General features: G+C 65.2%; 15 protein-coding genes. 11 read left to right on the top strand and 4 right to left on the bottom strand.

Annotation, left to right across the window (positions count from 1 at the left end):
- Positions 1 to 31 precede the first annotated feature (31 nt).
- Positions 32 to 631 (top strand): cation efflux transmembrane domain-containing protein, encoded by a 600-nt coding sequence (locus tag QMG83_RS05420; RefSeq protein WP_283504309.1) that lies wholly within the window; start codon positions 32 to 34, stop codon positions 629 to 631.
- Here QMG83_RS05420 and QMG83_RS05415 read toward each other — a convergent pair.
- Together QMG83_RS05415 and QMG83_RS05410 are read right to left on the bottom strand one after the other, a co-directional pair.
- Positions 618 to 2,261 carry a SulP family inorganic anion transporter gene (locus tag QMG83_RS05415; protein WP_283504540.1) on the bottom strand — a complete coding sequence of 548 codons (1,644 nt, stop codon included), beginning with the start codon at positions 2,259 to 2,261 and terminating at the stop codon, positions 618 to 620. The two genes, QMG83_RS05420 and QMG83_RS05415, sit on opposite strands and share 14 nt — an antisense overlap.
- 5 nt (positions 2,262 to 2,266) lie before the next feature.
- The gene (locus tag QMG83_RS05410; RefSeq protein WP_283504308.1) at positions 2,267 to 2,614 is read right to left on the bottom strand and encodes an ArsR/SmtB family transcription factor; all 348 of its coding nucleotides are present in this window, start codon (positions 2,612 to 2,614) and stop codon (positions 2,267 to 2,269) included.
- A gap of 63 nt (positions 2,615 to 2,677) precedes the next feature.
- Here QMG83_RS05410 and QMG83_RS05405 point away from each other — a divergent pair, with 63 nt between their 5' ends.
- The 7 genes from QMG83_RS05405 (at position 2,678) to QMG83_RS05375 (ending at position 8,779) form a co-directional block, all read left to right on the top strand.
- Entirely contained in the window at positions 2,678 to 3,610 is a 933-nt protein-coding gene (locus tag QMG83_RS05405; protein ID WP_283504307.1) for a Ppx/GppA family phosphatase, read from the top strand.
- A 30-nt stretch (positions 3,611 to 3,640) separates the two neighbouring features.
- Positions 3,641 to 4,921, top strand: a complete 1,281-nt coding sequence (locus tag QMG83_RS05400; RefSeq protein ID WP_283504306.1) for an APC family permease — start codon at positions 3,641 to 3,643, stop codon at positions 4,919 to 4,921.
- A gap of 26 nt (positions 4,922 to 4,947) precedes the next feature.
- A complete protein-coding gene (locus QMG83_RS05395; protein ID WP_283504305.1) occupies positions 4,948 to 5,676 on the top strand; it encodes a VIT1/CCC1 transporter family protein in 729 nt (242 codons plus the stop codon).
- 98 nt (positions 5,677 to 5,774) lie between these two features.
- Positions 5,775 to 7,196, top strand: coding sequence for a ferredoxin reductase family protein (locus QMG83_RS05390; protein ID WP_283504304.1), 1,422 nt, complete (start codon positions 5,775 to 5,777; stop codon positions 7,194 to 7,196).
- Complete coding sequence (locus QMG83_RS05385; protein ID WP_283504303.1) at positions 7,193 to 7,666, top strand: FMN-binding protein; 474 nt, start codon at positions 7,193 to 7,195, stop codon at positions 7,664 to 7,666. Before QMG83_RS05390 ends, QMG83_RS05385 begins: the two co-directional genes overlap by 4 nt.
- The gene (locus tag QMG83_RS05380) at positions 7,666 to 8,397 is read left to right on the top strand and encodes an FAD:protein FMN transferase (RefSeq protein WP_283504302.1); all 732 of its coding nucleotides are present in this window, start codon (positions 7,666 to 7,668) and stop codon (positions 8,395 to 8,397) included. Before QMG83_RS05385 ends, QMG83_RS05380 begins: the two co-directional genes overlap by 1 nt.
- A 40-nt stretch (positions 8,398 to 8,437) precedes the next feature.
- Complete coding sequence (locus tag QMG83_RS05375; RefSeq protein ID WP_283504301.1) at positions 8,438 to 8,779, top strand: cupin domain-containing protein; 342 nt, start codon at positions 8,438 to 8,440, stop codon at positions 8,777 to 8,779.
- Positions 8,780 to 8,813: 34 nt separating this feature from the next.
- Here the strand turns inward: QMG83_RS05375 and QMG83_RS05370 are convergent, their stop codons facing one another.
- Complete coding sequence (locus QMG83_RS05370; protein ID WP_283504300.1) at positions 8,814 to 10,334, bottom strand: SulP family inorganic anion transporter; 1,521 nt, start codon at positions 10,332 to 10,334, stop codon at positions 8,814 to 8,816.
- Between the two features lie 211 nt (positions 10,335 to 10,545).
- Here QMG83_RS05370 and QMG83_RS05365 point away from each other — a divergent pair, with 211 nt between their 5' ends.
- Together QMG83_RS05365 and QMG83_RS05360 are read left to right on the top strand one after the other, a co-directional pair.
- The gene (locus tag QMG83_RS05365) at positions 10,546 to 10,914 is read left to right on the top strand and encodes a MerR family transcriptional regulator (protein ID WP_283504539.1); all 369 of its coding nucleotides are present in this window, start codon (positions 10,546 to 10,548) and stop codon (positions 10,912 to 10,914) included.
- Complete coding sequence (locus QMG83_RS05360; RefSeq protein ID WP_283504299.1) at positions 10,914 to 12,071, top strand: glycerate kinase; 1,158 nt, start codon at positions 10,914 to 10,916, stop codon at positions 12,069 to 12,071. Before QMG83_RS05365 ends, QMG83_RS05360 begins: the two co-directional genes overlap by 1 nt.
- On the opposite strand, the gene QMG83_RS05355 is transcribed toward QMG83_RS05360, so the two are convergent.
- A complete protein-coding gene (locus QMG83_RS05355; RefSeq protein WP_283504298.1) occupies positions 12,057 to 13,484 on the bottom strand; it encodes an XRE family transcriptional regulator in 1,428 nt (475 codons plus the stop codon). The two genes, QMG83_RS05360 and QMG83_RS05355, sit on opposite strands and share 15 nt — an antisense overlap.
- A 112-nt stretch (positions 13,485 to 13,596) precedes the next feature.
- Here QMG83_RS05355 and QMG83_RS05350 point away from each other — a divergent pair, with 112 nt between their 5' ends.
- Positions 13,597 to 15,423: a phosphoenolpyruvate carboxykinase (GTP) gene (locus QMG83_RS05350; RefSeq protein ID WP_283504297.1), complete on the top strand. Its 1,827-nt coding sequence runs from the start codon at positions 13,597 to 13,599 to the stop codon at positions 15,421 to 15,423.
- Positions 15,424 to 15,439: the final 16 nt, after the last annotated feature.

Raw genomic sequence — 15,439 nt, 5'->3', positions numbered from 1 at the left:
ACGTGTCTGCCGCATCTCCTACGCTGTCAAGATGACCACCGCACCTCCACCGGGATTCCGGCGGATCGTTCTCGTCGTCGCCATTCTGAACCTGGCGTACTTTGGCGTGGAGTTCGTGGTCGCTCAACGGGTCGGATCTGTGTCACTCCTCGCCGACAGCGTGGATTTTCTCGAAGACGCGTCGATCAATCTGCTCATCTTCTTTTCGCTCGCCTGGTCGGCTCAGCGCCGGGCGACCGTGGGAAGCGTGCTCGCGTTCGTCATTGTGTTGCCGGCCGTCGCGACAATCGCCATGGCGGTGCTCAAAATAATCAACCCGACCCCACCGGACGTCGTCCCACTCTCTCTTGCCGCCTTCGGCGCTCTGATCATCAACCTGACCTGCGCCTTCCTGTTGCTACGCCACCGCAAGCACTCGGGCAGCCTGACCCGCGCGGCTTGGCTCTCAGCACGTAATGATTCGCTGGCGAATGTTGCGATCATCGTCGTTGCCCTGCTGACCGCCTGGCTTCAGACCGGCTGGCTCGACATCATCCTCGGCATAGGGATAGGACTCCTCAACGCGGATGCTGCGAGGGCGGTGTGGAAGGCGGCTCGCGCCGAGCGGGCGTCACTTCTCACAGAGGCGTGACAGCCGCTCTCGTCTCCCGTGCAACGTGACTCCTGGCGTGCTCAACCGCAGCCGGTAAATCCGTGAAGAGGTGCTTCTGGTGGCGGAGCGAGCCGATAACCCCGACGCGCGTAGCCACCGTGAGATGGCCGGGTTGGATGCCCTTGATCAGAACTGTCACGCCGCGGCGCTCGAGGGCGTGCACCATCTCGGTGATAACTCGCGCTCCCGTGGCATCCAGCACCTGAAGCTGCGACATACGCAAAATGACAACCATGACGTTGTCGACGCTGGTGACGCGTTCGAGCACGCGATCGGCAGCACCGAAGAACAACGCACCGTCCAGACGGAACAGCGCGATGTGCTCGTCTCCGCGGCGTGAGGGTGACGGGAGTTCCTCGCGGTGCACGCCTCCCGACTTTGCCAGGGCACGAAGAGCAAAGAACGCGGCAACCGCGATTCCGATTCCCACCGCCACGATGAGGTCGACAGACACTGTCACGATTGCGGTGACCACGAAAACTGCCGCGTCAGAGCGGGTCGAACCGACGACAGCACGCACCGTCGACAGCGAGATCATGCGGACGGCGGTGACCATGAGCACCCCGGAGAGTGCGGCGAGCGGCACGTGCGAGATCACACCGGTGGCGAGGTAGACGACCGCCAGCAGCACGAGGGAGTGGGTGATCGCGGCGAGCCGCGTGCGCCCGCCCGATCGGAGGTTGACGGCGGTTCTGGCGATTGCGCCGGTGGCGGGCATCCCGCCGAAGAAGCCGGATGCCACCGACGCGAGGCCCTGCCCCACGAGCTCGCGGTCGGCGTCATACGGCCCGGTATCGGAAATCGATGCGGCGACCCTGGCCGACAGCAGCGACTCGATCGCGGCAAGAGCGGCGACAGTGAGTGCTGGCCCAATCAGCTGCTGCAGGAGGGCCGGGTCGAGATCCGGGAGGCTCGGTGCCGGCAACGACGCTGGCAGCGCACCGATCTCGGCCAGCGGAATCGAGAGCAGCGACGCGGCAGCCGACACGAGCACGATGGCGATGATCGACCCGGGCAGTTGCCGATGGATGCGCGGCGCCAGCACCATGATCGCGGCGACGAGCGCAACGACACCCAGCGGCCACACGACAGACGGCCAGGAGACCTGCTCGAATGACTGCACTGCTGCCACCAACGCGTTGCTGCTGGAGCCGGGCCGGGAGCCGACGGCGGCGGGAACCTGTTGCAGAAAGATGATGACCGCAATCCCGAGGGTGAATCCTTCGATCACCGGCCACGGGATGTACGACACAACCCGGCCCAGCTTTGCTGCTCCCGCAACCAGCACAACCAGGCCGGCCATGACACTCACAATCGCCACCGCTCCAACACCGTGCGCTGCAACGATCGGACCGAGAACGACGACCATCGCCCCGGTCGGACCGGACACCTGGATGTTGGAGCCTCCGAATACGGCGGCGACGATCCCGGCGACGATGGCGGTGATCAGTCCGGCCTCCGCGCCCGCTCCCGAGCTGACCCCAAACGCCAGCGCAAGGGGAAGCGCGACGATTCCGACGGTGACCCCCGCCAGGAGGTCCCCTCTCCACGTGCGTTTGGCCGATCGATAGTCGGCCCAGCGGGGCAGCAACGACTGGATGTAGCGCATGGCCCTCACGAGTTCACTGTTGAGGCAAGTTGTTGCTGTGTCGTGTTGAGCACTTCCACGAGGAGTGACCGCGAGACGGCGAGGAGATCGGCGACCTGCGGGTATGCGAGCCGATAGAAGACCTGGCTGGCGCGTCGCTCGGCGATGACCAGGTGGTGACGTCGCAGCACGCCCAGATGCTGGGAGAGGTGGGATGGTTCCAACCCGGTGTCTGCGAGCAGCTCGGCTACCGAGACATCCGAGCGTGCTGAAAGCACCTCCAACACTCGCACGCGCACCGGATGCGCCAAGCCCTTGAACAAGTTGGCCTTCACCTCGTAGAGCGGGCGCTGGGAACCTGTAAATTGATCCATTCGCTCATAATTCCACGGTTTTATGTTTCCATCAAACCAGCGCGCAGAGAGTAGATTCGGTGCATGCGACTGGGCGTTCTCGATATCGGCTCGAACACCGTTCATATGCTGCTGGTGGATGCCTTCCCCGGCGCCCGACCCATCCCGTACACATCGCATAAGCAGCCCCTGCAGCTCATCCAGTTTCTGGAGGACGACGGATCGATTTCGGCCGAAGGCCAGACGAAGCTCATCGAGTTTGTGGGCGAAGCCGCCACCATCGCGAAAGACAATGGCGCGGAAGACATGATGGCGTTCGCCACGTCTGCCCTGCGCGACGCCACCAACGGGCCGGCCATTTTCGAGCGCGTGCTGGCCGAGACCGGCACCCAGCTCGTCGAATTGAGCGGTCAGGAGGAGGCAGCCGCAACATTTCTCGCGGTGCGCCGCTGGTACGGCTGGGGTTCCGGCACGATCCTGAACCTCGACATTGGTGGCGGATCATTCGAACTGGCGATGGGCGCCAAAGAGCAGCCAAAACTTGCGCTTTCTGTGCCGCTCGGCGCGGGTCGCCTTACCCGTGACTTCTTCGCAGAAGACCCGCCCACCGCGAAAAGTGTCAAGGAAGCCCGCAAGCACATCCGCGCCACCCTCGAAGGCCCGCTGGAAGAGATTGAGCGCCTCGGCGAACCAACACTCGTCGCAGGAACCTCCAAGTCGTTCCGCTCGCTCGCCCGCATCGCCGGCTCCGCACCCGAAGCAGACGGACCGTACGTGCGCAGAGAGCTGTTGCTGCAGGACCTGACCCTGTGGACCACGAGACTCTCCGCCATGGCCTCGGATGACCGAGCCGAGCTTCCGGGAGTCTCCGCCGTCCGCGCGCGCCAACTGCTCGCAGCAGCCCTCGTTGCGCAGGCGGCGATGGAGGGGTTGAACGTCGAATCGATGCAGATCTGCCCATGGGCGCTGCGGGAGGGTCTGATCTTGAGGCGCTTCGATCACCTCATGACGACCTAGCCGGTTACCTCGATCCCCTATCCTGCGCAGATGACCACCGCTACGCCGCTCAGCCGCAGCCTCGGCACCTCCGACGCCGTGTTCATTGGCCTCGGCTCCATGATCGGGGCCGGAGTGTTCGCCGCCTTCGCCCCCGCCGCGCAGGCCGCGGGGGCCGGCCTGCTGGTGGGACTCGTGGTTGCCGCGATAGTCGCAGGATGCAACGCGCTCGCGTCAGCGCAACTGGCGGCCGCGTACCCGGTGTCTGGCGGCACTTACGTCTACGGGCGCGAACAGCTCGGGCACTGGTGGGGATTTTTCGCCGGGTGGAGTTTCGTCGTCGGAAAGACCGCGAGCTGCGCGGCAATGGCTCTGACCTTCGCCGCCTACGCCGCTCCAGCGGGGTGGCAGAAACCCGTGGCCGTCGCCGCCGTCTGCGCCCTCGCCGCTGTGAATTATCGCGGTGTCACGAGAACCGCGAGGCTCGCGCGCATCATCGTCGTCATCGTGCTCGCGGCGCTCGCCGTCGCCGTTGTCGCGTCGGCCGCAGCCGGACCACAGAGCACGGCCGGGCCCATCGACTCCCCCATCCTCGCCTCGGGTCCATACGGCATCCTGCAGTCCGCCGGGCTGCTGTTCTTCGCATTCGCCGGCTATGCGCGCATCGCGACCATGGGCGAGGAGGTTCGCAACCCATCGCGCACGATCCCACGCGCGATCATCATCGCCCTGGCGATCGCCATCGCGGTCTACGCGGTGGTCGGCACGACGCTGCTGGCGACACTGGGGCCCGTGGCGCTGGCCGAGTCCACCGCCCCGATCCGGGACGCAGCGGTCGCTGGCGGGTGGTCGTGGACCGGGCCGGTCGTCACCATCGGCGCGGCGTTCGCCGCCCTCGGGGCGCTGCTCGCGCTCATCGCGGGCGTCGGTCGCACGAGCCTGGCGATGGCGCGCGAGGCTGACCTGCCACGGTGGCTCTCTGCCGTGCATCCACGATTCCAGGTTCCACACCGCGCCGAGGTCGTGGTGGCGGTCGCCGTCGTGGCGGTCGTGCTGACCATCGACGTTCGAGGGGCGATCGGATTCTCATCATTCGGCGTGCTGCTTTACTATTTCGTCGCGAACGTGTCTGCCATCACGCAAGGCGCCGACAGAAGACGGTTCCCTAGGGCAGTTTTCGTGCTCGGTGCGGCAGGATGCCTCGTGCTCGCCGCCACGCTGCCGCCGAGCGCGATCGTGGGCGGCGTCGTCGTGCTCGCGCTGGGACTGCTGTATCGGGCGATACGGATTTCGGTGTCGCGACGCCTCAGCGACGCCGAGGAATTGCCCTGAGTGCGGCGCAGTGATTGGCTGATCGCATGACCGTTGAACCGAGCGCCACGGCGCACCCGAATGAACCCCACGCAGCGGGAATCGCGGGCCGACTCAATTGGCTCAGGGCGGGGGTGCTGGGCGCCAACGACGGCATCGTCTCTGTGGCAGCGATCGTCGTGGGCGTTGCCGGGGCCACCAGTGCGGTAGCCCCGATCCTGACTGCGGGACTCGCCGGTCTCGTTGGTGGGGCTATCTCTATGGCGCTGGGGGAATACGTCTCGGTGAGCAGTCAGCGAGACAGCCAGCACGCCCTCATCGCCAAGGAACGACGAGAGCTCGAAGAGATGCCGGAAGAGGAGCTTCGGGAGCTCGCGGCCATCTACGAATCGAAGGGGCTGTCAGCGCACACCGCCCTGACGGTGGCGGAAGAATTGACGGCGCATGATGCCCTCACCGCACACCTAGAGGCCGAGCTCGGCATCAGTCAGGAGGACATCGTCAGCCCCTGGCAGGCGGCTGGGGCATCCGCCCTCGCATTCTTTATCGGCGCGATGCTGCCCATGCTCGCGATCCTGCTCCCGCCCGAGCCCATGCGAGTGCCGGTGACCTTCGTCGCCGTGCTCATCGCCCTGGCCCTCACCGGCGCGACCGGCGCCCGCATCGGCGGCAGCCCCTGGCTGCGACCCACACTGCGCGTGGTAATCGGCGGGGCGATCGCGCTGGCCGCAACGTTCCTGATCGGTACGATCCTCGGGACGACCGGCGTGGTGTGACGCCAGGCTGCGGCCGGTAGCCAGCCGGTGTGAGGACTCTCACACACCGCACCACAATTTCATAGGGCGAGCACAGCTTGCGCGCTCACAGTGTTGCCATGAGCATTCAGGCGCAGGCTCGACCGGCGGCACGGCCATCGCGCACAGCACCCTCTCGCCGCGATCCGCGGCGGGAATACAAGCGCCGAGCGGCTCGGGCCGACCTACTCGTGATCGCATTGTGGGCATCGGGGGCGGCCGCCGCCGCGCTCTTTCTCGCCTCGGGTGGTGCCGGACAGTTCGGATCGATTGCCGAAAGCTTTACGAGCGTCGGGATCGTGGCCGGTCTCATTGGCACCGACTTCGTTCTGGTCATGCTGGTGCTCGCCGCCCGGATTCCGGCGATCGATCGAGTCATCGGGCACGATCGCGCCATCGCTGTGCACCGATCGCTCGGCAAGCCCGCCCTCTACCTGCTGCTTGGGCACGGAGCCCTGCTTCTGGTCGGATACGGGATGAGCCAGGGCTACAACCCCATCGCCGAGATCGGGCCGATGCTCGCCCTGCCGGACATGCCCCTCGCCTTCATCGGCATGGGACTGATGATCGCAGTGGTCGTGACCTCCCTTGTCGCGGTGCGACGCAAGTTCAGCTACGAGGGATGGCATCTCGTGCACTTGCTGAGCTACTTCTCGGTCGCCTTCGCACTCCCCCACCAGTTGAGCAATGGCGGGGTGCTGGCCGAGGGCACAGTGCAGCGGGTGTACTGGATCGCCCTCTATGTGATCGCGTTCGGCGCGATCCTGACCTTCCGATTCATCGAACCGATCGTGTCGAGCCTTCGCCACCAGATCACCGTGGCCGGGGTGAACACGATCGCTCCGGGTGTGACATCCATTCACCTCGCTGGACGTAACCTTCGCGGCCTCGGCAGCGCAGGCGGCCAATACTTCATCTGGCGGTTCTGGACGGGCAAGACCTGGTGGCATTCCCACCCGATCTCGCTGTCTGCGATGCCCACAACCTCGTCGGCTCGCATCACCATCCGCGATCTCGGCTCGGGTAGCGCTCGCATCAGCCAGGTTCCCGTCGGCACCAGGGTGTCGATCGAGGGACCGTACGGCCTGTTCACCGATGCCGCACGCACCTCCCCGAAACTCGCCATCATCGCGGCCGGTATCGGGGTCACCCCGATCCGGGCCCTCCTCGAGCACGCGCAGTTCGCCCCGGGTGAAGCGACGATCCTGCTGCGGGCCGGCAGTCAGGACGAGACGTACCTCTGGGACGAAATCGTCGAGCTCGCCGCGGCCAAGGGCGCCGCCTGCTTCGTCATGGTCGGTCACCGGTCAGCGACCGGCCCGAGTTGGATGTCGGAGACCGACGTTCAGCGAGGGGTCACCCTCGCGTCGGCTTTCCCCGACCTCGCGCAATCCGATCTCTTCCTGTGCGGGCCCACCCCCTGGCTCGACTCGGTTGAGGCCGAAGCCCGCGCGTTGGGAGTCCCCTTCGACCACATCCACGCAGAAAGGTTCGACTGGTGAGAACACGCGCAACACTCGGTGGGATTTTCGCGTCGGTCGCGGTGCTGATCGTCGGCTGGCAGGCAGGTGCGCCACTGCTCACGCCTGCCGTGACAACCTCGCAGCCGCAGTTGAGCGGCGCAACGGCTCCGCAAACCACGACGACGTCACCGTCCCCCAGCACGACCCAGGCTCCCGTTGCCTCCGGACCAGCCGACGGCACGTTCACCGGCTCGAGTGTCTCCACGCGATTCGGCAATGTCCAGGTTGCCGTCACGATCTCCGGCGGCTCGATCACTGACGTCACCCCTCTGCAACTGACCGACGCCGACGGAAAGTCGGTGCAGATCAGCAACCGCGCGGCGCCGGTGCTCCACGACGAGGTGCTCGCCTCGCAATCGGCACAGGTGTCGAACGTTGGCGGAGCGACCTACACGTCAAACGCCTACCTCGCGTCGCTGCAATCCGCTCTCGATCAGGCAGGGATCTGATGCGTCACGTTCTTTGCACCATGGGCACGGTCGCATCGATCGAGCTGCCGGAGGCCTACGCGTCAGAGCTCGACGACGTGGATGCCGTCTTCCGTGACGTCGACGAGCGCTTCAGCCTGTATCGGCCCGAGTCCGAGCTCAGCAGGATCGCGAACGGCACCGTCGCGCTGGGGCTGGCCAGCGCCGAACTGCGCTCGAGCTACGAGCGCAGTATCGAATGGCGCATCCAGACCGGCGGGCTGTTCACCCCGAACCGACCCGACGGAGTCCTGGACCTCAACGGCATCGTCAAAGCCGAGGCCATCGAGAGCGCCGGGGCGCTCCTCGACCGCGCCGGATGCCCCGCCTGGACGATCAACGTCGGTGGAGACATCCTCGTCCGCAGCAATCACGCCCCCTGGGTCACCGGCATCGCCGATCCCGCTGACCCCGACGCCCTGCTGTGCTCGGTCGAGGTGGGTGGCGCTCGGCGGGCCATCGCCACCTCAGGATGCGCCCAGCGTGGCGACCACATCTGGCGCGGCGGCGAACTTGGCCCCACTCACTTCGCGCAGGTGAGCGTGATCGCCGGCGACATCGTCACGGCCGACGTTCTGGCCACTGCGATCGTTGCCGGCGGTCCGGCCGCGATCGATCAGATCACGGACCGCTGGCCGGTCGACGTTCTGGCCGTGGATCGCGCCGGAGCAATGGTCGCAACCCCCGGGTTCCGCCGGTCGCTCGCTGCCTGAACCTATATCCAGCGGGAGGCCACGGGAGTAGCATCCGCCTATGACAGACACCGACCCAACGATTACGGATCCGGAGCTCTACCGGACCCTCTGGGAAAACGACGACGTCAGGGTGCTCGAATACCGGGACGTCCCCGGCGATGAGACCACCCCACACGCCCATCCCAACACCGTGATGGTGACGCTCACCGATTTTGACCGTCGTCTCACCATTGGTGGCAATACCCGCGACGTCAGCCTCACAGCAGGCTCCGCGGTCTGGTTGCCGACGCAGACCCACCGCGGTCGCAACATCGGCAGCACGCCGACCCACACGATTCTGGTCGAGTTGAAGCACAGTTCGACCACGCCCGAACCGGGAGTTCTGGGGCCGGCAACCTAGTGGCTCGCGCCGGGCAGGCGATTGCCCCCGCGGTTTAGACTTCGCCGCCGAGGTTTCCGGCGAGCCGGGTGTGCATCCTCGTGCTGGCTTCGTTCATCCCCTCGATGACGACGCGCTTACCGTGCTTCTCGTACTTAGTGGTGATCGCGTCGAGCGCCGCCACCGTCGAGGCATCCCAGATATGCGAGTCAGACATGTCGATGACGATCCGGTCTGGGTCGTCGGCGTACTCGAACTGGGTGGTCAGGTCATTGCTCGATGCGAAGAACAGCTCGCCGGAGACCGTGTAGTTGACGGTCGGCGTGGTTGCCGTGGCATCCACTTCCCTGGTGACGGTGGCGAAATGAGCGACCCGACGGGCGAACACGATCATCGCGGCGATGACACCGATGAACACGCCGATGGCGAGGTTGTGAGTGATGACCACGACGACGACGGTCGCAACCATCACGATTGTCTCACCGAGAGGCATGCGCTTTAGGGTCGACGGGCGGATGCTGTGCCAGTCAAATGTTCCGACCGACACCATGATCATTACGGCAACGAGAGCTGCCATCGGGATGAGGGAGACCACGTCGCCCAGCGCCACAACCAGGATCAGCAGGAACACACCAGCGAGGAATGTGGAGATACGGGTGCGGGCACCCGACGCCTTCACGTTGATCATGGTCTGGCCGATCATTGCGCAACCGCCCATCCCGCCGAAGAGGCCGGACAGCATGTTGGAGATGCCCTGGCCGATCGACTCGCGGGTCTTGTGGGAGTGAGTGTCGGTGATGTCGTCGACAAGCTTCGCGGTCATGAGCGACTCGAGAAGTCCCACGAGCGCCATCGCGATGGCAAACGGGCCGATGATCGTGAACGTCTCCCACGTCAGGGGAACGTTCGGCAGGAACAGCTCGGGCAGGCTCTTGGGAAGCTCGCCCTCGTCGCCGACGTTCGGCACGTTGAGTCCCGTGACAACCACGGCAACGGTGATGAGCAGGATGGCGACCAGTGGCGCAGGCACGACCCTGGTCATGCGCGGCATGCCGACCATGATGACGATTCCGACGGCGACCAGCGGGTAGACGAGCCACGGCACCCCGATCAGGTGCGGCAGCTGCGCGGTGAAGATCAGGATCGCGAGGGCATTGACGAATCCGACCATGACACTGCGCGGGATGAATCTCATCAACTTCGCCACGCCCAGCAGACCCAGGGTCACCTGAAAAATGCCAGCCAGGATGACCGTTGCGATGAAATACTCCATCCCGTAGTCGCGCATGACGGGTGCAATCACCAGCGCGACGGCTCCGGTGGCGGCCGTGATCATGGCGGGACGCCCGCCGAGGAACGAGATCGAAACGGCCATCACGAAGGATGAGAAGAGCCCGACTCGCGGGTCGACCCCGGCGATGATCGAGAACGAGATGGCCTCAGGGATCAGCGCCATGGCGACGACCAGCCCCGCGAGAACCTCACGGGTGAGAATTCGTGGCGACCGGAGTGCGGTCAAGACAGATGGGTCGGCTTTGTAGCGGTTTTTCTCAGACGTTTTTGCGGCGATAGCCATGGAAGGCCTCCAGAGGGTCCGGCCTTCTACGCGAAGACGGTTGCGGTGGTATCGATTCAGCGCAGCGTCGCGCACAGCACGCGGCGAAGCCTTGTGACGACTGTGAGCCGGCGTGAGGGGAATAGGGCACCCGGTTAGGGAACTACTGAACTCTACCCTAACGTAAGGGTTGAATCGAAAGGGGTCGAGCGTGGTTGGAGCAACGGGCACCATGCATATCGGCGAGCTTGCCGAGCGCAGCGGCCTCTCCCTGCGCTCCCTGCGCCACTATGACGAGATCGGTCTCGTTTCAGCGTCAGGTCGCACCGAGGGTGGATTCCGCCTGTACACAGACAGTGACTACGACCGTTTGATCCTCATCCGCCGCATGAAACCGCTGGGTTTCAGCCTCGAACAGATGGCGGAGCTCCTGGAGATCATCGATGCCCTTGCCGGGGCCTCCGTCGACGACGCGAGCGACCTTCGATCACGGCTCGCGGCGTTCGTTGAGGAGACGATCGCGAGGCGGGAAACATTGCGCACCCAGCTCGGAATGGCGGATGAATTTCTGGCGCTGCTCCAAGCCCGCGAGACCCTCTGATGGCAGACACGCGTCATGATGAGCATGGCCGCGGAATCGACCGCAGTGCCGAGAGTGAGAGGAATGCTGTGCCCCGCACCGTCATCATCGCCCCGGATTCGTTCAAGGGATCGCTATCGGCGGCCGAGGCAGCCGAGGCGATCGCGGAGGGATGGCGTGGGGTGCGGCCGCAGGACGCACTCATCCTGATGCCGCAGGCGGATGGCGGCGAGGGAACACTCGATGCCATCGAGGCGAGCGTGCCCGGCGCGGTGCGCCACGAGGTCGGCACCGTGACCGGCCCGGACGGCAGGCCCACACCGGGCGCCTGGCTCGAGTTGCCGGGCAACGTGGCCGTGGTCGAACTCGCGCAACCCAGCGGGTTGCCGCTGATGGCGACCCCGGATGCCATGGCGGCAACTACCCGCGGACTTGGCGAGGTGATCGGACACGCCCTCGATTCGGGCGCGCGGTCGCTCGTGATCGGGTTGGGTGGTTCAGCCTCGACCGACGCGGCATCCGGCGCGCTGATGGCTCTCGGTCTGCGGCTGACAGACAGTCACGGCCAGCCCATCGCGGATGGCGGGCGCGCCCTCGCAAGCGTCGCGAGCATCGACCGCAGCGGCCTGGCAGTGCCCGACAGCGTCACGCTGCTCACCGACGTTGACGCTCCACTGCTGGGGAAGCACGGCGCTTCCGCCATCTTCGGCCCGCAGAAGGGCGCCACTGCCGCCCAGGTCACCGAACTGGACGCTGCGCTCGCCCATTTCGCAGAGCTGTTCGGCGGGGACCACACTGCCGCGGGGGCCGGAGCCGCCGGTGGTGCGGGCTGGGGCTTCGCTACAGCGTGGGGAGCCACGATCATGTCCGGCGCCGACTACATCGCCGACCTCGGCGGACTCACCAACGCCATTCGGTCGGCAGACCTCCTGCTCACCGGTGAAGGGCGCTTCGATTCCCAGTCGCTCGGCGGCAAGGTCGTGGGGCAGCTGCTCGGAACGGCGACCAACGCCGGGGTGCCCGTCGGCGTTATTGCCGGTCAGGTGAGCATTGAGACTGAATTGTGGACATCGTCACTCACGGAGCTTGCTGGATCGGCACAGGCCGCGATGGGAGATCCCGCGCACTGGCTGACCCAGGCCGGCGCGCGAGCCGCGCGCGAACTAGTCGGCGTGTGACTCGAGGAACTCGTAGAGCTCGCGGTCGTCTACCCCGGGAAACGTGCCGGCCGGCAGGGGCGACAACACGTGCGCGTGCAGCTTCGCGCTCGACCATGCCTTGCCCGACCAGCGCTCGGTGAGACGGGAATCCGGCCGTCGGCAGCACGTTTCGTCCGGACAGGTCGACGACATCCGGTTGGTCGTTTCCCGGCCACGAAACCACTTCGAGTGGGCGAACGGAACCCCGATCGAGATCGAGAATTCGCCGGAATCGGTCGTTCCGGTCTGCGTCGATTCGAAGAACGTGCCCTCCGGCGTATCGGTGTACTGGTAGAACTCAGTCGTGCGGCTGGTGCGCGTAAAGGCGGTGCGGGCACTCCAGTTTCTGCACACGAATTGTCCTTCAGTCGAGCCGGTGACATCCACCGGAAGCCGAAGCGAGTCATTCTCGTAGGCCTTCGCAACCGCCCCATCATCGCCGACCCGCAGGAAGTGCACTTCGAGTCCGAGATGCGTCGTCGCCAGGTTGGTGAAGCGAAGTGCTGCGGCCTCGTGAGTAACACCGAAGGCGTCACGGAAGTCTTCGACGGCGATGTTGCGATCGGATTTTGCCTGACTGAGGAATTCGACGGACTGCCGCTGCGGCATCAGCACCGCTGCGGCGAAGTAGTTGATCTCGAGCCGCTGCAACAGGAAGTCGGCGTACGTGACGGGAGTCTCGTGACCCAGGACGCGGTGTCCCATGGCCTGAAGCGCCATACCTCGCAAGCCGTGCCCGCCCGGAATTGAGGCTGGCGGGAGGTAGATGCGGCCGTTGGCGAGGTCCGTCACCGATCGTGCGGAATGCGGGAGGTCGTGAACGTGCACGAGCTCGAAGCCCAGCTTTTCGGCCATTCTGGTGACCGTGCGGTGGGTCAATGCGCCGGTCGTGTGGCCGACGTCCGTCAACAGCTTCTCGCTGACATTTTCGATTGCTGGCAGGTAGTTATCGACAGTTCGCATGTACTGGCGCAGTTCGGTGTTGGCACGACGGGCTTCTTCGGGTGTTGCAATGGCTTCCCGCGCTCGACGGGCGAGTTCGCGGTGCAATCCCACGAGAGCCTCGAGCGTCTCGTCACTCGTGCCCTTCGAGGGGCGGATGCCTGGCAATCCCAGCGAGGCGTAAACACTGCTGTGCTGCGCGCGGTCGAGCTCGATCTCGAGGGCCGCGCGTTTGCTCGGCGGCGCTTCGTCGAGCAAATCTGCCAGCTGCACACCGGAGGCACCGGCGATGGCGGAAAGCAGGGTGAGTCGCGGCTCTCTCCGCCCGTTTTCCATCAGCGATAGCTGACTGCCCGCGATGCCGACCTTCTCCCCCAACTGGTCGAGAGTCATTCCCGCCGCCGTCCGAAAGTGGCGGATGCGCTGGCCGAGGGTCACAAGATCATTCACACGTTCACCATAGCGAAAGATACGAAGATCTTTCTCCCAGAAAAGCGGATGAATGCGCTCAGAGTTCATTCATAGTTGAAGAACACCACATTATTGATCGGAGAAGCACAGCATGAGCATCGCAGAGCTGACGTCAATTGATTTCATCACCCCCGATGGCGTACCGGAATCGGTCACCTCGTGGGTCACCGAGATCGCAGCACTCACCATGCCCGACCACATTGTGTGGTGCGATGGCTCCCAGGCCGAGGTGGACGCCTTCACCCACATGATGGTCGCCTCCGGAACCCTGACCCGACTCAACGCTGAGTACCGGCCATACAGCTTCCTCGCTCGCAGCGATCCGAAGGATGTCGCGAGGGTCGAGTCGCGCACGTTCATCTGCTCGGAAGACCCCGACGATGCTGGCCCCACCAATAACTGGTGCGATCCGGCCGAGATGCGCTCGACTCTCGATCCGCTGTTCCTCGGAAGCATGCGTGGCCGCACGATGTACGTCGTGCCCTTCTCGATGGGCCCACTCGGCTCACCCCTCTCACGCCTGGGCGTGCAGGTCACCGACTCCCCCTACGTCGCCTGCAGCATGGGGATCATGACCCGCATGGGCTCGCAGGCGCTCTCGCTGATCGGAGAAGACACCAAGTGGGTGCGCGCCATCCACAGTGTCGGAGCGCCGCTTCAAGCAGGCCAGGCCGACGTGCCGTGGCCATCCAACGACACCAAGTACATCAGCCACTTCCCCGAGACCCGCGAAATCTGGTCGTTCGGATCCGCCTACGGCGGCAACGCCATCCTCGCGAAGAAGGCCTTCGCGCTGCGCATCGCCTCGGTGATGGCTCGCGAGGAGGGGTGGCTCGCTGAGCACATGCTCATCATCAAGATCACGAACCCACGCGGACGGGTGTTTCATGTCGCCGCCGCCTTCCCGAGCGCCTGCGGCAAGACGAATCTCGCGATGTTGCAGTCCACCATTCCCGGCTGGACCGTTGAGACGATCGGGGACGACATTGCCTGGATGGGTCGCGGCACCGATGGCCGCCTCCGCGCCATCAACCCCGAGGCGGGTTTCTTCGGCGTCGCTCCCGGCACGGGCTGGAAGAGCAACCCGACGGCGATGAACACCATTTGGGGCAACACCATCTTCACCAATGTCGCGCTGCGTGATGACGGCGATATCTGGTGGGAGGGAATGAGCGACGCAGTCCCCCGGCACCTGATCGACTGGGAGGGTAAAGACTGGACTCCCGAATCGGGTCGTCCGGCCGCTCACCCGAACTCACGATTCACCGTTGCCGCGAAGCAATGCCCGAGCATTTCGGATGATTGGGAAGACCCCAAGGGCGTCGTTATCGACGCGATAATCTTCGGCGGTCGCCGCGCGACCAACGTGCCGCTAGTGGTGGAGGCACGGGACTGGGAGCATGGCGTCTACATGGGTGCCACGATCTCATCCGAGCGGACGGCGGCCGCCGAAGGCACAGTGGGCGAATTGCGGCGCGACCCGTTCGCCATGATGCCGTTCGTCGGGTACAACATGGCCGACCACTGGGCCCACTGGCTGAAGATTGGGGCAGGGCTGCGCACCTCGGGCAGCGTCCCGCGCATCTTCCAGGTCAACTGGTTCCGCAAGGGTTCAGACGGATCGTTCCTGTGGCCGGGTTTCGGCGAGAACTCGCGGGTTCTTGAGTGGATCCTCGAGCGGGTCGATGGCCAGGTCGCCGCCAAGGACAGCCCGATCGGGCTACTCCCCCTCGAGGGAGCTCTCAATGTCGACGGTCTCGATGTGTCAGAGGATGACCTCGCCGAGCTGTTCGCGATCGATAAGGACCAGTGGCGCGGCGAGGCCGACTCGACCGAGGAATTCTTCGCGACCTTCGGAGAGCGAGTCCCGGCCGCAGTGCACAAGCAGCTCGCGCTCCTCCGGGAAAAATTGGGCTAGCCCCAACGTTTCCCGC

It is taken from the genome of Salinibacterium sp. G-O1, assembly GCF_030063305.1.
GTDB lineage: Bacteria > Actinomycetota > Actinomycetes > Actinomycetales > Microbacteriaceae > Rhodoglobus.
The sequence above is the reverse complement of the archived record's forward strand: the minus strand, read 5'-3'. Positions and strand labels throughout refer to the sequence as shown.